Raw genomic sequence first — 19,366 nt, 5'->3', positions numbered from 1 at the left:
TGTGACGAGAGAACTGTCAATCTTTCCTCATATTATATCACTCAATGACAATTTTACATGAAATTCCCTACCAATAGAATGTGACATATTGATTAGATTTGGAGTCATACCATATTTTTTAGAAAATCGGGTATAACATAATAATCTGGCCTAAAGTCATATTGCTTGATATTTAATTGTGCGAAATATAAAATAGCCACAGGATAAATCGAAAGGATGATCAAGATGAGTAAGAAAGTGTTATTAGTATCGACAAGCAGCCCGGAAATGAATGGACATCCAACAGGTTTATGGCTAGAAGAGTTAGCAGAGCCATTTCATATTTTTAAAGAAAATGAACTAGAAGTACAAATTGTTTCTATTCAAGGTGGCACTGTACCAATTGACAAAAATTCAATTCCTGAAGGTGTCCCAGCGCAATATCAAGATGTATATGAATTACTTCAAGACACAAAGGCGCTTACAGATGTGAATCCCGCTGATTATGACGGAATTTTCTTTGCTGGAGGGCACGGGCCTATGATCGACTTTGCGTCTAATCAACTGGTAGCGGATGCGATCTTAGCGGTATCAGATAAAAATGGTGCGATCGGAGCCGTTTGTCATGGTGTTTCAGCATTCGTTGATGTGAAGGACCAAAATGGCAAATCATTTATCGAAGGCAAAAAAATCACAGGTTTCACAAACGAAGAAGAGGAAGCCGTGCAGCTGACATCAAAAGTTCCATTTTTATTGGAAACAAAACTTCGTGAGCAGGGGGCAGCGTTTGAAAAAGGAGATGCCTTTGCGCCATTTGCTGTCGTCGACGGACAAATCATCACTGGACAAAACCCCGGATCAAGTGCAGAAACAGCACGCTTGTTTGTCAAAACCATTGCATAAAACGATCAAAAACCAGTCGTGACTCATACGGCTGGTTTTTTTGTTATAAAAATGTCCCAAAAAAAGACCAAAACAATAAATAGAATAATGGTAAAATAATCACAGGGTAAAAAACCCAAATGAGGAAAAAGGGGATGTTCCTGTGAGAGCATTTTATGTCAAAATCACCGCAGCTTTACTGTCTGTTTTACTCGTCGCAACAGGTTTGTTTTCACCAGCATTAAAAGCCGAAGAAGCACCGAAATCAGAAGGGAAAATATCACCACTGACGGAAAAAGCGATTCAGCAAGTGCAAGAATCGTTTTTGAAGCAGGATGAAGGAACCGCTATTCAACAGAAGCAAGTGAAAAAATCATTTAAAGTGAATAAGAAGAAAGGAATCAGTATCAAACGAAAAGCTGCTAAAGAAGGCAAAATGCGCACGTCTGCCGTTCGCTCCATTGATGGACTAGCTATTAATCAATCGGCTGTCTTAACAGAGGACGACCCAGTTGATTTATGGTTTTTAAGCACATCTTCACCTCAGGCACTCATCAGCCGGATTACCTCTTCAAACCCTGATTATTTTGTTCAATTATTTGTTGTTGATTATGAAACAGGACAAGCCTACCCGACAGATTTAATTCAACCGGCAGGCAGCCTGCTTGGATTGACCAATTTACCAGCAGGTGATTATGCATTCGGTATTACAAGCGGCGGAGAATTTGGAGACTCCTACACGATACAAGTGAATGCAAAAAACCCGCCCAATTTCACGGGGGCTGTATCCCTTTCGTCCACCTTGCAATATTTTGTAGCTGAGTATGCAAACGGTGATGTTTTCGCAAATGGTACAAAAGTATACAATAAGCAAACAAAGACCGCCGATTATAAATGGGAGCGTGTGTTTTACTTCTCATATGATGGAAAATATGAACAGAGAACTCATTCTGTTGACAGTGTGAAAGTGAAAAGTATTTCGGCACCAGTGTCGTACTCCGCTCCATATGCAAGTTCCTCTGAGGCCATTCTCGTCTACTTAGATGTGGAGACTTTATTTATGTATCATGAATCATCGTTTGCTAGCGGGCAGTACTACCATAGTAGCTTTGTTGATACACTCGGGAAGACAACACCAAGACGCTTAGATATTGATGATATGACAAATTACGGTGATCATATTTTAGCTGTAGATTTAAAAACAGGAAAGCCGATTGATTTCTTCAGTGTGCTGAATTTCTACTATGCTGCAGGGATCGAGAAGCTGCCAACAATCAGAACGTTGAATTAAGAAAGGCGGTTGACATCAAATCGCCACATGTGTAGAGTAAAGATAATTAAATGACAAAAGTCCACTAGGGGAGTCATGTATGACTGAGACAAGAGAAAATCTTGGACCCTTTGAACCTGATCTAGTTCGTACTAGCGGAGGGAAGTGGAGCTGGACCTTGTCTTATTCATGATTGAATCGATAAGAAGGCCGCTCCATTTGGGGTGGCTTTTTCATTTATTCAACTGAAGAAGAGGAGGCTTTTTTTATGACATTTTCTACGCAATTAAGGAAAGAAGCAGAACCGTTATTTGAAGCCATTTATCAGCATCCGTTCGTCAGAGGCCTGGCAGCAGGAAAGCTGGAAAAGGAACAGATCATTCATTACGTCAAACAAGATGCAGAATACTTACAAGCATTCATTAAAATTTATGCAGCAGCGCTCAGCAGATGTACAGACAGAGAGGATATTGCGTTTTTCCATCAGCAGATTGCGTTTGTACTAGATAGTGAGACGCACCCTCATCAAAATCTTTGCCGAGTGGCAGGAGTCGCATATGATGAGCTCCAAGGTGCTTCTTTGGCTCCGAGTGCTCACCACTATATTCATCACATGCTGCAAGTTGCGCAAGAAGGTACGCTTGGTGAAATCATCGCTGTCCTGCTTCCATGTCCTTGGACATATTGGGAAATAGGGAAACGAATGCTCACAGATGTGCAGCCAGACCCGTCACATCCATTTTATGAGTGGATCACGTTTTATGGAGGATTAACCGATTCTGTTACAGGTGAGCTTTGCAAGCGGCTCGATCAGTTGGCGGAAGCAGCAAGTGAGAAGGAAAAGGAAAAAATGAAACAGCACTTTATCTTAAGCTGCCAGCTCGAGTACAAGTTTTGGGAAATGGCCTTCACTGTTGAAGAGTGGCCAGTTCAACTGGAGGTGCATTCATCATGACATGGAAGATGAAAGAAGTCGTCCTTGCGGTGATTTTATCCGTTGCGTGCGGTGTGATCTATTTAGGATGGTCCACGCTATACTTACCGATTACAGCACTTGTTGGCCCAGCAGGAGGCAACATCATGTTTGGAATATGGGTCATTGCAAGTCCAATCGTTGCATATATCATTCAAAAGCCGGGGGCTGCTCTGATTGCGGAAACAGCCGCCGCGGCTGTGGAATTATTGACAGGCAGCCACTTCGGACTTTCAGCTCTGCTAATTGGTGTATGCCAAGGGCTTGGGGCAGAAATCGCCTTCGCTCTTTTTGGTTATAAACGATATCGCATGTGGACACTGATGCTCTCTGGTGCCTTTGCCGCTATCGGAGCGATGGCGTACAGTCTCGTGGCAAATGGCTTTGGTTATTACACGCCTCAAGTTTTACTTATGACCCTTGTGACTCAAATTATCAGTGGAATGATACTTGGCGGCTGCCTTGCGAAAGTGGTGGTAGACGCACTATCCAAAACAGGTGTACTGAATCAATATGCCATCATGAAAGAAAAACGAAACAAAGGTGAACAGCATGAATTCATTTCTCGCGTGCAATGAACTCTCTGTCCGTTTTTATGAACAGCCTAAACCCGTTTTGCATCAAATCTCCCTTACGATTCAAAAAGGGGAAAAGGTGCTTATTTTAGGACCGAGCGGAAGCGGGAAATCCACGCTCATTTCGGTTCTGGCTGGAATCATTCCAGAGCATGTGGAAGCAGACATGCAGGGGGAAGTGGTGCTGCAAAGACATACAGGCGTCATGTTTCAAGATCCAGACTCTCAGTTTTGTATGCACCGCGTCAATGAAGAAATTGCCTTTAGCTTAGAGAACCGTTCCGTCCCTCGTGAAGAGATGGATGACATCATTCAGCAGCTCATGCAAAAAGTCCAACTGGATGTCGATCCGCATACAGAGATTCACACTTTATCTGGCGGCATGAAGCAGCGATTGGCACTTGCTTGTTTACTCGCATTACAGCCGGATGTTCTATTCTTTGATGAACCAACCGCACAGCTTGATCCGGCAGGTAGAATGGACATATTTCAACTGCTGCAGCAGCTTGCAGCCGATCAGCAGCAGACCATGATTTTTGTAGAGCATGTGCTTGACGGTGTCATCGAATGGATGGACCGGGTGATTTTATTAGATGATCAAGGCAGCATTTTAGCAGATGGAGCTCCAAAAGATGTGCTCACGGCATATGAGGAAGAAATGAAAGAGGCTGGAATTTGGCGGCCCAAATTATTTCCCGAGAAATGGTCCACGATCATTCAAGATCCATTTCATCCACTGAGTCAAACCTTTATGCAAACCTTTAAAGCGCGAAAAGAGCAGCATGAAAAGGTGCCATCAATCGAACGAAAGACAATGATTCGTACAGAAAATCTTCAATTAAGCTACGGGAAAAAAAGGATTATGAGTGATCTCCAGCTTGATATCAAATCAGGGGATTGGGTGGCGATCATTGGGGAAAATGGAAGTGGAAAAAGCACACTTCTCAAACATTTGGTTCGTTTAGAGCCAACGAAAAAAGGCCACATTTTCTTAAAAGATACACTCCTAAAAAAGTGGTCAGACCGAGAACTATATGAAAAAGCAGGCTTTGTGTTTCAAAATCCGGAGCTTCAATTTATACAAGGCACAGTATTCGATGAAATTGCCTTTGGCGGCAGACAGCGAAACTGGCCAGAATCAGTCGTACAAGAAAAAACGGTTCAGCTGCTGAAAGAGTTCGGTTTAGAGAAGCATGCAAAAGCACATCCCTTCACCTTAAGTTTAGGGCAAAAAAGAAGGTTAAGTGTTGCCACGATGCTCCTTTTTGATCAAGATGTATTGCTGTTAGATGAGCCGACTTTCGGGCAGGATGAAAAAACGGCGAAGGAATTGATGAGGCGTTTAAAAGAGCGTCAGCGCCAAGGCACTACCATTGTGATGGTCACACATGATATGGAGCTTGTCGATGAGTGTGCCGATCAAGTGCTTCTGTTTCATCAAGGGAAGCATGTGTATGATGGCACCCCTTATGATTTATTTTCAAATCAAGAACTTGTCGATGCTTATCAGCTAAGAGCTCCTTTACATTATCGCTATGTGGCAGAAAGAAAGGACGTGCTGACGATTGCAAAGTAATCACTCCTTTCTTTCTACTGTGAATCCAGTCATGAAATTACTCGCTCATCTGCTTGCGATGGGCTGTCTCATGGCGATTTCTGACCCTAAAACTACCTTTATCATTTGGCTGTTTGCTCTCAGCATTGGAGTTGTTTTAGGTGGATGGAATATGAAGTATCTCGTTACAAGGCTTGTCCCTTATCTGCTCTTTTTTATTCTCGTGTTCTGGATGATGGCGGCCTTCGGCAAGGGGGATCATTCCGTTTGGAAGTGGGCGTGGTTTCATATCACAGAGGAGAGTTTAAGAAATGGGCTCACCATCGCTTTTAGAATGCTGGGATTTGTGACATTTGGTCTCCTTTTTACGTCCACAACAGATTTGACGGCATTTATGATGAGTCTGATTCATCAATGCCGAATGTCCCCAAAATGGGCGTATGGCATGCTTGCCGGCTTCCGGTTTATTCCGTTATTTCAAAGTGAATTAAAACAAATGAAAGCTGCACATAAAATCAGAGGCTACAAGCAAAAAAACAGCTGGAAAGCCTTTATGCGTTATGCATTGCCCCTTTTTACGCAGGGCGTACGAAAATCAGAACGCTTAGCGATTGCAATGGAAGCCAGGGGCTTCACAGGGGCGAGAGAGCGAACGTATTATCATATCATCAGCACCACATGGATTGACTACATGTATCTTTTTCTCATCGGTATCAGTGTCTTCATGTGCATTTACTTTGTTTAAAAAACACCCACATTCTCTTGATAGAATGTGGGCTTTTTATATGTCTTAGGTCATTTGATTGATATTAGTACACATTACAGGCTGTAATAGATCATATAACGAACCGATAAAGAAGGTGTACTGAGAAAAAGAGAGGATGAACGTAAGCGAATGTCAGAGAGAATTGATAACATAATAGACGCTTTACCAATCATTGGACTTGCTATGAGAGAGCAGCTAACCTTTTCTGTCTTAGGGAAAGAGAAGGTTCTTTATTATCAGCAGCATGGGAATATTGATTTAGGATTTAAAGCTGGTGATACAGTAGATGCTGGATTCCAAAACTTTGCCATGCTGAAAAATGGAAGAGAACCATCGTTTATCCAAATTCCGAAAGAAGTATACGGGATTCCAATGGATATCGTAGCCGTTCCAATTAAAGATGAATCAGGTCAAGTGGTTGCTGCCTTCTGTGTGGCATATGACCAAACGAATCAACAACGATTAGATCACATCATGACGGAGAGCAACGAAGCTTCCGAAAAACTAGTCGCAATGGTACAGCAGGTTGCCGCACATTCAGAGGAACTACAAGCGACAAGTGAACAAATTCTACAAAATACGAAAACCACTGTCGAAAATTCCTCTAAAATCAATCAAGTGTCCAATCTCATCAAAGGTATTTCTGATCAAACGAACTTACTTGGACTCAACGCTTCAATAGAAGCTGCAAGAGTAGGGGAAGCAGGAGCAGGCTTTGGAGTGGTCGCAACAGAAGTGAGAAAGCTGTCAACTCACGCGAAACAGGCGACGACTGATATTGAAACAGCCCTAAAAGATGTGCAGGGATCGATCAAAGGAATGGAAGAAGAAATTGCGCAAATTGTCGCTTCCTCTGAGCATCAAGCAGAGCTAGTAGGCACTTTTACAAAAATTATTGAAGGTCTTCACGAAACAAACGAAACGATGAAAGCATTAGCAAACGACTTAGTAAACTATCAAGTGAAATAAAAGAACGACAAAACCTCCAGCTGAATCGGAGGTTTTTTTATCATTTCAAGGTGAGAAACTTGTTAGGATTATGACCGTTTTATCGCTGACAGGCAGGATACACTTCTGTATGATAGAAAAAGAGAGACTAGTTTTGTCATTAGACCTATTCATAAGGAGGAAGATCATCGTGACACAATCAGCGAAGCTGAAAGAAATACTTGCACCCTACCGTCCGTTGTTAGATGAAACGGAAAAACCAATGATTCAATTGCAGATGAAACAAGGAAAAACAGGACCATACGACAGCAAAATAGCTGGTGATCCTTATTTTCCAAAAAACGACGAATATCCAGTTGACGGCGAAGGACAACCTATGAAACTTTTGGCACAAATTAATTTCGGCCAGCTGCCCAAGGTGAAGGATTATCCAGAAACAGGACTTTTGCAAGTTTTTATTTCTGTGCATGATGATCTTTATGGGATGAATATTGACCATAAAACAGAGCAAAAAGATTTTCGCATCAAATTTATTGAGGAACCTTTCTTGGCAGAAGAAGAGTTAATGACTGATTTTTCTTTTGTGAAAATTCCAGACGATTTTTATTTTCCTGTGACGAAGGAAGGCGCAATTACAGGTGAATTATCAAGCGAAACGATCAGTGTAGGAGATTTCCGCTTTGAAAAAGTCACAGGAAAGAACAGCTGGGATCTATTCGAAGATGCAGATGGTGTTAATGGCGATGAAGCAGATGCCCTGCTGGATGAATTTTATGAAACAGCGAGTGGCTTTGGTCACAAATTGGGCGGGTATCCGGGGTTTACACAAGAAGATCCGCGTACCTATGTAGATCAAGAACATACCGTTCTGTTATTACAAATTGACTCAGATGATGAAGTAGATTTGATGTGGGGAGATTGCGGTATTGCCAACTTCTTTATCAAACCAGAAGACCTTAAACGAAAAAATTTCGAGAATGTCGTCTATAATTGGGATTGCTCCTGATTTTGTAAAAAACACACTTTAAACACTCTTTATAGAGTGTTTTTGTGTATGTTTTTAGACTTTTTTGCCCCTATTTCGTCATTTTTGAGAGGTAATATGTCATTCTTTCTAGTTGACCGGATCAAAAAAAAATGTAAAATCATCTTAAAGTCCTCTTTTTTGAAAATAATAATAACATGACATATGAATCAACGATAAAATGCTCGAAAAAGCGGAATGTACTGGGGGGTATCAATTGATCATTTCTAAAGTAATCAATAATAATGTTGTCAGTGCGTATGATGACGAGCAGCATGAGCTGGTCATTATGGGCAGAGGGATCGCGTTTCAAAAGAAAAGCGGAGACCCGATTGACGAAGAACGAATCGAAAAAGTATTTTCTATTCAAAATAAAGATATATCAGAAAAATTCAAAACCCTGCTTTATGATATTCCAATCGAGTATATGCAAGTGTGTGAGGCGATTATTGAGCATGCGAGAACAACCCTTAACAAAAATTTAAATGACAGCATCTATGTGACGCTGACGGATCATATCACCTTTGCCATTGAACGTCATCAAAAAGGAATGGACATCAAAAATGCCTTGCTCTGGGAAATCAAACGGCTGTATAAAGATGAGTTCAGATGCGGTTTAGAAGCTATTCGGATCATTGAGGACAAGCTGAGCATCCATCTTCCTGAGGATGAAGCAGGCTTTATTGCCATGCATATTGTCAATGCAGAGCTCAATGAAGAAATGCCAAACGTGATTCAAATCACCAAACTCATTCAAGACATTTTAAACATCGTTAAGTATCACTTTCAAATTGATTTGGACGAAGAATCATTAAATTATTTCCGTTTTGTGACGCATTTGAAGTTTTTTGGTCAGCGTCTGTTTAACGAAACACAAATGGAAAATCAAAATGAGTTTCTGTATGAAGTGGTAAAAGAGAAAAACACCGCAGCTTTTCAATGCGCAGAAAAAATTAACGAGTATGTTCAAAAAGAATACAACCGAAGTCTCATAGAAGATGAAATGCTATATTTAACTTTGCATATAGACAGAGTAATAAAAAGAAAATAAATTCAAAAAGAAAGCGTTGACATCACAAAATTAACATGATAATTTATAACTATAAACTAAATAACCCACAATCTTTTAGGATTGTTACTGGTCAAGCAGGCAAAACCTAAATCATTGTCCCTATCTTTGATAAGGCGTGATTTAGGTTTTTTTATATCTAAAGACTTATAAAAATTAAATAACGATCAATCGCTATGAAGGATTGTTACTGGTTAAGCAGGCAAAACCTAAATATCGATTAATGTCTGAATCTCTATTTCTCGGACATTAATGGATGTTTAGGTTTTTTCTATATCAAGATGAAATCAACGATTGGAGGGTAACACAATGAACCACAAACAAACAGCAAAAGAAGTGCTAGAACTTGTCGGCGGTGAAAAGAATGTTAAACACGTCACGCATTGTATGACAAGACTTCGCTTCAACTTATACGATGAAAGCAAGGCAGATAAAGAGAAGCTGCAATCAACAGACGGCGTCATGGGCGTGAATCAAAGCGGAGGCCAATATCATGTCATTATCGGCAATGATGTCTCAAATGTCTATCAAGCGATGGTCGCTGATTCAGGTCTATCATCTGATGTAAAGTCAGGCGGTACAGAAGAAGCGTCAAAACAAAATGTGATATCAAAGCTTTTCGATTTTATCTCTGGTGTCTTCACACCGATTCTTCCAGCCATCGCTGGGGCCGGTATGATCAAAGGGATTTTGGCACTGATGCTCACATTCCAGTGGATATCAGATAAAAGCAGTACGTATGCGATTTTAACAGCCATCGGAGATGGAGCCTTTTACTTCTTACCGATTTTGCTTGCTGTAAGCGTAGCCAAAAAAATTGGCACAAATCAGTATATCGCGGCTGCCATTGCAGCAGCAGCACTGCACCCGCAGTTAACCGCTTTACTGGGCGCGGGAAATACAGAATTTCTAGGCTTGCCAGTGGTTGCCGTTGTGTACTCTTCATCGGTGATTCCAATTCTACTCACCATCTGGCTTGGTTCATATGTTGAAAGATTCGCAGAAAAATATAGTCCGAAATCATTAAAGATCATCCTTGTTCCAACAGTCACACTTCTAGTCGTTGTACCAGTTATGCTCATCGCGGTTGGACCGCTTGGCGGGATTATCGGAAGTGGCCTTTCAGGTGGAATTGATTTATTGTTCAAACATGCAGGTCTTTTGGCAGGACTCTTGATCGGCGGATTCATGTCACCATTGATCATTACGGGCATGCACTATGCACTGCTTCCAATCATGATCAACAACATTACGTTAAACGGTTTTGACTACATTCTTCCAATGATGTTTGTAGCGAATATGGCACAAGCAGGCGCAGCATTCGGTGTCTTCTTAAGATCAAAAAACAAAACATTCAAATCATTGGCGATGTCTACAAGTATCACAGCCTTAATGGGTATTACTGAACCTGCTATGTATGGTGTGAACATGCGATTGAAAAAACCGTTCCTTGCAGCCCTTATTGGTGCAGCAGCAGGCGGCGTGTTCATGTCAATCTTTAAAGTAAAATCATATGTGATATCTGGATCAGCAGGCCTTCCAGGTCTCCCAACATTCATTGGACCAACATTTGTCTACTCAATCATCGGTTTAGTCATCGGATTTGTTGTAGCAACGATCATGACACTTGTTCTAGGATTCAAAGATGTACCAGTGAAAGATGATACAAAAGCAGACAAACCAGAAGAAAAGAAAGATACAGCAGCACTTCAAAATGAAGTGGTACAAAGCCCGCTTGAAGGTCAACTAAAGCCACTCAATCAAGTAAATGATGCAACATTTTCTAATGAAATTATGGGTAAAGGTGCAGCCATTGTACCAACAGCTGGGCGTGTTGTAGCACCGTTCAACGGCAAGGTTGAAACCATTTTCCACACAAAACACGCCATTGGCTTGAAGAGTGAACAAGGTACAGAACTTCTCATTCATGTCGGGATTGACACGGTAAAACTTGGCGGAAAGTATTTCACAAGTCATGTGCAGTCAGGTGATCTGATTCAAGCAGGAGATGTACTCATTGATTTTGATATCGAGGGCATTCAGCAAGAAGGCTATGATGTCACCACACCTGTTATTGTCACCAACACAAACGATTTTGCACAAGTTGATGCGAAAACAGATGGAACGATTACAGTGAAAGAGACACTGCTTACAGTCAGTGTAGAAGAAAAAGAGGAGGGTATTCAACATGAACAAGTTAGAAAAAACATTTCCTAAAGGTTTCTTATGGGGCGGCGCTGTTGCAGCCAACCAAGTTGAAGGCGCATATAATCAAGATGGAAAAGGCTTATCGACAGCTGATGTATCACCAAATGGTATTATGCACCCATTCGATGAATCAATGAAAGACTTGAACTTATATCATGATGCAATCGATTTCTACCATCGCTATAAAGAAGATATTGCACTCTTTGCAGAAATGGGATTCAAGTGCTTCAGACTATCCATTTCTTGGCCGCGTATCTTCCCAAATGGCGACGATGCGGAACCGAATGAAGCAGGCCTTGCTTTTTATGAAAAAGTATTTGATGAACTGCATAAGCACGGAATTGAGCCAGTTGTCACCATCTCTCACTATGAAATGCCGCTCGCACTTGTGAAAAACTACGGCGGATGGAGAAACCGTAAGCTTGTCGATCTTTATGAAACATACGCGAAAACATTGTTCACTCGCTTTAAAGACAAAGTGAAATATTGGATGACATTCAATGAAATCAACGTTGTATTACATGCGCCTTTCACTGGCGGCGGACTTGTATTTGAAGAGGGTGATGACGAGAAAAGCATTCAATATCAAGCAGCGCATCACCAATTTGTTGCAAGTGCTTTGGCTGTCAAAGCAGGACACGAAATCATTCCTGATGCGAAAATCGGCTGTATGATTGCAGCGATGACAACTTATCCGTACAGCTCAAGACCAGAAGATATGTTTGCTGCAATTGAGCAAGACCGTAAAACATTGTTCTTCTCAGATGTACAGGCAAGAGGTTATTACCCAGGTTACATGAAACGTTATTTCCTTGAAAATGACATCAACATCGAGTTCCAAGATGGCGATGAAGACATCTTAAGAAACCATACAGTGGACTATATTGGCTTCAGCTATTATATGAGCTTTGTGACAAGTACAGATCCAAAGATCCTTGAACAAGTGACTGGCGGTAACTTATTTGAAGGTGTGAAAAACCCTTATCTAGAAGCAAGTGATTGGGGCTGGCAAATTGATCCGAAAGGACTTCGTACAACACTGAATCAGCTGTATGACCGCTACCAAAAGCCATTGTTTATCGTAGAAAATGGATTGGGTGCTGTCGATCAAGTAGAAGAAGACGGATCCATTCAAGACGATTACCGAATTGATTACCTCAGAAGCCATTTGCTAGAGGCGAGAGAAGCGATCGCAGACGGAGTTGACCTGATCGGTTATACAAGCTGGGGCCCAATTGACCTTGTCAGCGCATCAACGGCTGAAATGAAAAAACGCTACGGCTTCATTTATGTTGACCGTGATAATGAAGGAAACGGTACATTAGATCGAAAGAAAAAGAAAAGCTTCGATTGGTATAAACAAGTGATTGCGACAAATGGTGAACATTTGGATGCATAAAAAAGAAAAACCACTCATGCCTTGAGTGGTTTTTCTTTTTTGGTTGAATTTAACAATTATGCTGAAAAGTATGATATTTTTGTGAAAATTGTCGTAATATGTCGACTAGTAATGGTTGATATGAATTTGGAAATATAGGATAATTATCCCTGTTGTGGAATAACTGTATCGAGAAATCGGGGGAAAATATGTCTAAAATTAAATTTTTATATGTAGCTATTATTTTTGTAGTTGCATCATCATTATTTTATGTTCAAGATGCTCAAGCTTATAGAGCAGTGAAAACTATTTCTAAGGTAACGGCTAAAGCGGATTTACCATATTGGTCTGATTTTAAAGGTTGCGGTAAATTTAAAGCCCAAAGTCAGACAACACGTACAGGCTTTAAGAAGCTTCACCATGATGTCAGTTTCTATACTGTTGGTGGAAGTGTTTCTGCTCCAGGAACGGGAGCTTCAGGAAGTGCTTCAAGTAAGTCTTATAGTAAGTCAACGAAAGGTAAAATCTACACTACTTCAGGGAACGTTTGTGCAGGTGGATTAGCTATTTATCTAGGTATGTATACGACAACTGAAGTAGATCAAAATAGCAGCAGAACTTATACAGCTACAGCTAAAATCTAAATCTAAAAGTTTATTCGATTCAGTTATTCCGCATTTATTTTAATATTAGGAGAATACATCATGTATAGAATACTAATATTTATCGTCTCAATTATATTGATTGTAACGGGGTGTAGTCAAAAAGAGAATATGTCTATGCAAAGAAAGATATATAACAAAGACTTTGTACGTACCATCCACTCCTATATGAAGAGTGAGTCAGGAGGTCAAGTCTTTGAGGTCAACAGCCAACAACAACAACCATCTGAACTAATTCATAACACACTAGCACTTTATCAAAAAACTCACGGGCACAATAGTAAACCAGTAGAATGTAGGGAAGAAAAAAATCAATTTTTCTGTAAGGTGGCACTTTCTCAAAATGTGAATAAAAGTAAATTTTCCGAGAAAGATATCACCGGTATGGATTCCTATTTAAATTTATTCTTATTATATGATACTTTTACTAAAATAAAGGATTCTAGCGGTGTTAAACTAGTCAAAGAAACCTTCTCCAAATTGGATAAGCCGTCTCCGCAAGATAAAATAGAGTACGATTATTTTCTAATCTTGACATCATATTTTGATCATAAGATACCTTCATTTTTAGAAAAAGAAATTCAATCTGATTTGGAACAATATACAAGTCTTTCTCTATTTGATTATGACGAACCTATCATTCTTTATGCATCTCTTATATTGGCGAATATGGTAGAGATAGAACCTAATGTCAAACATTTAACGAATATTTATTTTAATGAAGATAACCAAAAAACCATTTTGTTTAGAGATGAAATTACATATTGGTTTCATTTTCAAATCATTCAGTTATTACAGGATATGAATCATAAAAAAAAGAATGAGCTTACTTTTAACATTCCTTCAAATTATAAGCCTTTTCCTTCATTATTTTACTCATTAGATTCTTTAAGGAATCTTTATCTAATGTCAAACATTTTTTCTAGTGCTGATCTTGATCAAGCAGAAGAATTTAGGAAAATTCTAACTAATCGATATGAAGGGTTACTAGAAGAAAAAGACCAAATAAGCAGTTATCAAAATCAGTTCTTTGCAAAACAAATCACGAACGAATTAGGCTTATCGTTTGACGAAACATTGATTCCTAGTGGTACATGTCAAAACATAGAGAACAGTAGTGAAATGTACTATTGCTTTAAGCTTAAAGGAGAAAAAGCTGATAAAAGTACTGTGCAGTGGAGCGATTCAGATGATTTATTAACAACACTTATGAAATATGATATTGTAGATATAACTCAAGAAGATAAGAATAAATTGGTAGATATGTTTAATGAAGTTATTTCTTATCAAGGAAATAACTATCACATTATTCTCAATCTATATACAGATCTTTTATTACGCTATAATCTGGATGTGCCAAAAGTTCAAATTAAGAAAAAAGTTAAAGCCTCGCAATGTGGCTTAGGTTATTGCACATCTAAAGGAAGTTACGATTTTGAATTAGGTGTTTATGGAAATCACACACTTAATTTATTAGAGGGGATTGAGATGGCTAGTGAACTTAGATAATAAGGGAGATACGTCGATTTTAAAAGTCGACAATCTCGGCTTTCAATATGGGAATGCAACCATCTTGAAAAATTTGTCTTTACATATTGAAGGCCCTGGCCTTTATGCCCTACATGGAGAAAGTGGTAGTGGGAAGACGACATTTATTAACATTATTGCATTGATTCAAAAACCGAGTGCCGGGAAGATGACTTTGTTCAATCAGTCCATTGATTTTACAAATCAAGAACAGATTGATAAATACCGTAAGAAAATTGCCTATTTCTTTCAAGATTTGAACTTAATAGAGTCTTTAACTGTCAGAGAAAATCTACATGTCATCTCTTTAATTAATGAACAAGAAATCTCAAATGAAAGATTAACAGAACAAGCTAAGAAACTTAAAATGAGCGAAAAACTTGATGTCATCGTGAGTAATCTATCAGGTGGAGAAAGGCAGCGCGCTGCTTTTTTGAAAATCATGCTGTTTAATTATTCATTGATTCTACTAGATGAACCAACAAATAACCTTGATAAAGATAATATTCAGATGATGCTTGGTATGTTATCTGAATTGAAGAAAACGAAGACCATTTTAGTCGTTACACATTCTGATACCGTTGTGCAACATGCTGATGTTGTCCTTCGTTTTGAAGACTTGAATAAAAAGGACCCATCCATATGAAAACATCATTCGTCTTTGAGTATTTAAAAAAGAAACATCGATCGACCCTGAGAAAATTAGCTGTTTTGAATTTTGTTTTACTGATGTTAATCTTTTTCTCTATATTTACTATCCTGATCTCAGCTGATAATATTTATAAAAACGTATTGACTAATGATCGTCTATCAATGGTTTTAATTAATGGATATTCGAAAACTGGTGAGTATCAGTACGATACAGATAAAATTAAGCGTATGCCGAATGTCAAAGACATTGTCTATGAATATGACGTCTCGTTATCTATTGAAGCAAATGGAGAAACGGATATATTGTCGGCTTTATCATTCAATCCGACAACAAAAGAGGCTGTGAGTTATGAAGGAGATCTAAAAGAAAACACTATCCTGCTTCCAGAAAGATTTAAAGGTAAAAAAGTAAAAGTTTATGATGGTGAAGTAGAACCATTAAAAGCGAATATTGAGTACTACAAAGGAGAAGGGAACTATTTCTTAAAAGATTACAGTTACCTATCACGTGATCTGTATAAAAAGCTGAGTAATCAAATTAAGATTGGTGAGAACTACGATGGTGTTAGAACACTCATTGTTAATTTAAATAAAACCGAGGATATTTATGAATTTGTGAACCAGTTCGATCGGATGTTTGATGAAGAGGATGTTTTTGTATACTACCAAGCACAAGGGTTAGAAAAGCTAGTTGCTAATTCAAAATTGTCATTTTTGCTGCTTGTCGTATTTCAGATCATTTTATTTGTGGTGATTGCATTTATTTATCGAGGTCAGATGCATACACTGATTAGTATTTTGAATCGAGATTTGTTGTCCTTGTATTTAAATGGGATGTCACCAAAGGATATTATCAAGCAATTCTACCGTAGTATAGATAAAATGAACCTAAAAGTGTATATTATTGCGTTGTTATTCATTGCTGTCTTGGGAGCTTTCCTGCTTGGACAATTACCGGGAGAGATCATTCTATGGATTGGCGGAACAGCAGTTGGACTTCTAATTGTCTTGGTTCTATTAAATAAATGGTTTGTGCGATACATTATCACAAAACGTATGAAGAAAGAACTATCACAAGAAAATATCGTATCTAGATTACGTAACTAAAAAAGAACTGCATTGGCAGTTCTTTTTTTAACCCCTAAGCTTAGAGAGCTTAGAACAAGATGTTTTATTTCCACACTTGATCAGCAATCTCAATCACATGACGCAGCTTTTCCCATTGCTGCTCTTCTGTTAACAGGTTGCCTTCCTCTGTTGAGGCGAATCCGCATTGTGGACTCAAACAAATTTGGTTAATGTCTACATATTGAGCCGCTTCCTCAATGCGTTTTTTAATATGTTCAACTGGCTCAAGCTCTCCGTATTTTGAAGTGACAAGGCCTAGTACGATTTGAAGGTTTGGGTTCTTCACATATCGAAGGGGCTCAAATCCGCCAGAACGATCGTCGTCAAACTCTAAAAAGAAACCATCAAGATCTAAGCCGGCGAAAATAGTTTCTGCTGCTGCTTCGTAACCACCTTCAGCTGCCCAAGTTGATTTAAAGTTACCGCGGCAAATGTGCATCGTAATCACCAAATCCTCTGGGCGGTCGGCAACAGCTTCATTGATTGTCTTCGCAAACGATTCACGAAGTTCATCTTCTTCACGGCCAAAGGCTTTGACTTGTTCATGGCCTTTTTCAGAAAAGAACACTGCCCATGCCGTATCATCCAGCTGCAAGTAGCGGCAGCCTGCATCATAAAAAGCACGGATGGCTTTCTTATACGCTTGTGCCACATCATGGTGGAATTCCTCTAAGCTGTCATACACTCCTTCTTCAAGCTTTCCACGGAAAAAGAGCATATTCGGACTTGGAATCGTCATTTTAGCCGTATGATCACCAGCGATGCTGTGAAGGAAACGATAATCCTCCAGCATTGGATGGTCTGTAAAATCGATCTTGCCTGTTACCTTGATCCCTCTAGCTTTTGTCGTTGTGTTATGGAATTGAATGCCTTGATCTGCTTCAAATCCTTCAACTCCATCGAGTCCTTCAAGAAAGTCAAAATGCCACCATGCACGTCGGAACTCACCATCTGTGACAACCTCTAACCCAATTTCTTTTTGCTTCTCTACTATACGTGTAATTTCTTCGTTTTCAATTTGTCGGAGCTGCTCTGCTGTCAGCGTACCGTCTGCTTTTTGCTTGCGTGCTTCCTTGATGCGCTCTGAACGAAGTAAACTTCCTACTTGATCTGCGCGGAATGGCGGTTTCGTTGTTTTCTTTCCAATGGTTTGTACTTGTGTCATGCTGAATCCCTTCTTTCTTCAGGTTAAAAAATCAAATAAAAAAGCTCTTCCTTAGATAAGGAAGAGCATCATATACTGTGAGAACTCTGCCTTATCTTCAAACAAGCATTTGCTTGCTTAAGGAATTAGCACCATTCTGTTCCTAGGAACAGCGGTTGCCGGGTTTCACAGGGCCAGTCCCTCCACCACTCTTAATAAGGTTACCTTTTGATTCAATTTTCTTAATAAACACAATTATTCAACCTTTTCAGGGAAAAGTCAATGGTTTTTACAATTTAATTTCCTACATGAACAAATCAGCGACAAGAACACCAGCTAGTCCGACAAGTGAAAGCACGGTGACCATCAATGTCCACGTTTTAAAAGTTTGAGCCATTGATAGGTTAAAGTATTCTTTATAAATCCAGAAACCCGCATCATTCACATGAGAGAACGTGATACTGCCGGCACCTGTTGCGATCACCATTAATTCAGGGCTGACACCCGTCAGGCCAATCAGTGGTGCAGAAATGCCAGCCGCCGTGAGACCGGCGACAGTGGCTGATCCTAAAGAGACACGAAGGACAGCAGCAATGAGCCAAGTCAGAAGCAGGGGAGAAAGTGTGCTTCCTTGCATGATTCCTGCAATATATTGATCGACGCCGCTATCAATGAGCACTTGTTTAAAGGCGCCGCCGCCTGCAATAATTAATAGAATCATAGCAATAGAGCCGATAGAATCCGTGATGGACTTCATCACATCCTGCATGCTCTTTCCTCTTCCAAGCCCAAACGTGTAGATGGCAAGCAGCACTGAGATTAATAGTGCAATCGCCGGTTCGCCTAAAAACTCAGCGGTTGGCAGCAATGGGGAGGATGGGAAGAAAATTTCTAGAAATGCTCTGAATGTCATAAGTAATACAGGCAAAACAGCAGTGAAAATGCTAATGCCGAAGCTAGGCATTTCTTCTTCTGTGAATTCCTTTGGATTAAATAAGTTCTTTGGGATATGTGCGTGCAACTGATCTTTTTTAAATAGTTTCGTAAACAGAAGTCCGCCTACTAAAACAGCAGGAATCGCTAAAATAATCCCAACCAATAAGGTTTGTCCCATGTTTGCCTGAAAGACATTCGCAATGGCAGTCGGTCCTGGGTGAGGAGGGAGGAAGCCATGTGATGAGTGCAGCGACGAGCGGCATACCCACATACAGCACAGGAAGTCTTGTAGCTTGAGCGATTGTAAAGACTAATGGAATTAAGATAATGAATCCGGTTTCATAAAATAGAGCAATTCCAATCACAAACCCAGTCAGCATCGTCGCCCATTGGATTTTTCCGATGCCAAATCGGTCAATAAGTGTCATCGCGATCCGCTGAGCTCCGCCAGAATCAGCCATCAATTTCCCAAGCATCGCTCCAAAACCGAGAACGAGTGCCAGATGTCCGAGCGTACTGCCAAGTCCTTTTTCGACTGAAGCGATCGCTTCTAGTGGTGTCATCCCTTCTAACACAGCAACAATTAAAGAGACAATAATCAAAGAAATGAAAGCGTTTAACTTAAAGACAACCATGAGTAACAGCAATAACAAAACGCCAAGTCCAATAAACACTAATGACATGATCTTTC

15 protein-coding genes, 2 pseudogenes and 2 riboswitches are annotated in these 19,366 nt (G+C 39.8%); of the genes and pseudogenes, 15 read left to right on the top strand and 2 right to left on the bottom strand.

Features of this window, described 5'->3' with window-relative positions; all coding sequences use genetic code 11:
* Positions 1-225: 225 nt before the first annotated feature.
* From NSS76_RS18515 to NSS76_RS18445, 15 genes and pseudogenes are all read left to right on the top strand, one after another.
* Entirely contained in the window at positions 226-882 is a 657-nt protein-coding gene (locus NSS76_RS18515; RefSeq protein WP_024427546.1) for a type 1 glutamine amidotransferase domain-containing protein, read from the top strand.
* A gap of 142 nt (positions 883-1,024) precedes the next feature.
* On the top strand, positions 1,025-2,152 hold the full coding sequence (locus NSS76_RS18510; protein ID WP_025093766.1) for a hypothetical protein: 1,128 nt from the start codon (positions 1,025-1,027) through the stop codon (positions 2,150-2,152).
* A gap of 56 nt (positions 2,153-2,208) precedes the next feature.
* A riboswitch (TPP riboswitch) is annotated at positions 2,209-2,312 on the top strand.
* Between the two features lie 87 nt (positions 2,313-2,399).
* On the top strand, positions 2,400-3,086 hold the full coding sequence (gene tenA / locus NSS76_RS18505) for a thiaminase II (protein WP_025093767.1): 687 nt from the start codon (positions 2,400-2,402) through the stop codon (positions 3,084-3,086).
* Positions 3,083-3,682, top strand: coding sequence for an ECF transporter S component (locus tag NSS76_RS18500; protein WP_025093768.1), 600 nt, complete (start codon positions 3,083-3,085; stop codon positions 3,680-3,682). Before tenA ends, NSS76_RS18500 begins: the two co-directional genes overlap by 4 nt.
* Entirely contained in the window at positions 3,657-5,255 is a 1,599-nt protein-coding gene (locus tag NSS76_RS18495) for an ABC transporter ATP-binding protein (protein ID WP_257802324.1), read from the top strand. The genes NSS76_RS18500 and NSS76_RS18495 overlap by 26 nt, the downstream gene beginning before the upstream one ends.
* On the top strand, positions 5,245-5,979 hold the full coding sequence (locus NSS76_RS18490; protein ID WP_257802325.1) for an energy-coupling factor transporter transmembrane component T family protein: 735 nt from the start codon (positions 5,245-5,247) through the stop codon (positions 5,977-5,979). Before NSS76_RS18495 ends, NSS76_RS18490 begins: the two co-directional genes overlap by 11 nt.
* Before the next feature lie 651 nt (positions 5,980-6,630).
* A pseudogene (locus tag NSS76_RS19690) lies at positions 6,631-6,969 on the top strand (methyl-accepting chemotaxis protein); the annotation flags it as partial.
* 169 nt (positions 6,970-7,138) lie between these two features.
* Positions 7,139-7,954 (top strand): YwqG family protein, encoded by an 816-nt coding sequence (locus NSS76_RS18480; RefSeq protein ID WP_341082602.1) that lies wholly within the window; start codon positions 7,139-7,141, stop codon positions 7,952-7,954.
* A 235-nt stretch (positions 7,955-8,189) separates the two neighbouring features.
* A complete protein-coding gene (gene licT, locus NSS76_RS18475; protein WP_024423922.1) occupies positions 8,190-9,023 on the top strand; it encodes a BglG family transcription antiterminator LicT in 834 nt (277 codons plus the stop codon).
* A 327-nt stretch (positions 9,024-9,350) separates the two neighbouring features.
* The gene (locus NSS76_RS18470; protein ID WP_044334936.1) at positions 9,351-11,258 is read left to right on the top strand and encodes a beta-glucoside-specific PTS transporter subunit IIABC; all 1,908 of its coding nucleotides are present in this window, start codon (positions 9,351-9,353) and stop codon (positions 11,256-11,258) included.
* Positions 11,230-12,648 (top strand): glycoside hydrolase family 1 protein, encoded by a 1,419-nt coding sequence (locus NSS76_RS18465; protein WP_283859735.1) that lies wholly within the window; start codon positions 11,230-11,232, stop codon positions 12,646-12,648. Before NSS76_RS18470 ends, NSS76_RS18465 begins: the two co-directional genes overlap by 29 nt.
* Positions 12,649-12,836: 188 nt before the next feature.
* Positions 12,837-13,271 (top strand): hypothetical protein, encoded by a 435-nt coding sequence (locus tag NSS76_RS18460; protein ID WP_087977903.1) that lies wholly within the window; start codon positions 12,837-12,839, stop codon positions 13,269-13,271.
* 60 nt (positions 13,272-13,331) lie between these two features.
* On the top strand, positions 13,332-14,798 hold the full coding sequence (locus NSS76_RS18455; RefSeq protein WP_151862752.1) for a hypothetical protein: 1,467 nt from the start codon (positions 13,332-13,334) through the stop codon (positions 14,796-14,798).
* Entirely contained in the window at positions 14,785-15,462 is a 678-nt protein-coding gene (locus NSS76_RS18450; protein ID WP_226340797.1) for an ATP-binding cassette domain-containing protein, read from the top strand. Before NSS76_RS18455 ends, NSS76_RS18450 begins: the two co-directional genes overlap by 14 nt.
* Positions 15,463-15,629: 167 nt before the next feature.
* Complete coding sequence (locus tag NSS76_RS18445) at positions 15,630-16,574, top strand: hypothetical protein (RefSeq protein ID WP_341082599.1); 945 nt, start codon at positions 15,630-15,632, stop codon at positions 16,572-16,574.
* A gap of 64 nt (positions 16,575-16,638) precedes the next feature.
* Here the strand turns inward: NSS76_RS18445 and NSS76_RS18440 are convergent, their stop codons facing one another.
* Together NSS76_RS18440 and NSS76_RS18435 are read right to left on the bottom strand one after the other, a co-directional pair.
* Positions 16,639-17,760: a 5-methyltetrahydropteroyltriglutamate--homocysteine S-methyltransferase gene (locus NSS76_RS18440; protein WP_341082597.1), complete on the bottom strand. Its 1,122-nt coding sequence runs from the start codon at positions 17,758-17,760 to the stop codon at positions 16,639-16,641.
* 88 nt (positions 17,761-17,848) lie between these two features.
* Positions 17,849-17,961, bottom strand: a riboswitch (SAM riboswitch).
* Positions 17,962-18,043: 82 nt separating this feature from the next.
* Positions 18,044-19,358 (bottom strand): annotated as a pseudogene (locus NSS76_RS18435) (gluconate:H+ symporter).
* Positions 19,359-19,366: the final 8 nt, after the last annotated feature.

It is taken from the genome of Bacillus sp. FSL R5-0654, assembly GCF_038008745.1.
In the GTDB taxonomy this organism is placed as follows: Bacteria; Bacillota; Bacilli; order Bacillales; family Bacillaceae; genus Bacillus; species Bacillus safensis.
The sequence above is the reverse complement of the archived record's forward strand: the minus strand, read 5'-3'. Positions and strand labels throughout refer to the sequence as shown.

What these genes read in the sequence shown, in the direction of transcription:
- tenA (WP_025093767.1), top strand. Translation starts at nt 2,400, where the DNA reads ATGACATTTTCTACGCAATTAAGGAAAGAAGCAGAACCGTTATTTGAA.
- NSS76_RS18440 (WP_341082597.1), bottom strand. Translation starts at nt 17,760, where the DNA reads ATGACACAAGTACAAACCATTGGAAAGAAAACAACGAAACCGCCATTC.
- NSS76_RS18470 (WP_044334936.1), top strand. Translation starts at nt 9,351, where the DNA reads ATGAACCACAAACAAACAGCAAAAGAAGTGCTAGAACTTGTCGGCGGT.
- NSS76_RS18465 (WP_283859735.1), top strand. Translation starts at nt 11,230, where the DNA reads ATGAACAAGTTAGAAAAAACATTTCCTAAAGGTTTCTTATGGGGCGGC.
- NSS76_RS18500 (WP_025093768.1), top strand. Translation starts at nt 3,083, where the DNA reads ATGACATGGAAGATGAAAGAAGTCGTCCTTGCGGTGATTTTATCCGTT.
- NSS76_RS18515 (WP_024427546.1), top strand. Translation starts at nt 226, where the DNA reads ATGAGTAAGAAAGTGTTATTAGTATCGACAAGCAGCCCGGAAATGAAT.
- NSS76_RS18455 (WP_151862752.1), top strand. Translation starts at nt 13,332, where the DNA reads ATGTATAGAATACTAATATTTATCGTCTCAATTATATTGATTGTAACG.
- NSS76_RS18460 (WP_087977903.1), top strand. Translation starts at nt 12,837, where the DNA reads ATGTCTAAAATTAAATTTTTATATGTAGCTATTATTTTTGTAGTTGCA.
- NSS76_RS18495 (WP_257802324.1), top strand. Translation starts at nt 3,657, where the DNA reads ATGAATTCATTTCTCGCGTGCAATGAACTCTCTGTCCGTTTTTATGAA.
- NSS76_RS18445 (WP_341082599.1), top strand. Translation starts at nt 15,630, where the DNA reads ATGGTTTTAATTAATGGATATTCGAAAACTGGTGAGTATCAGTACGAT.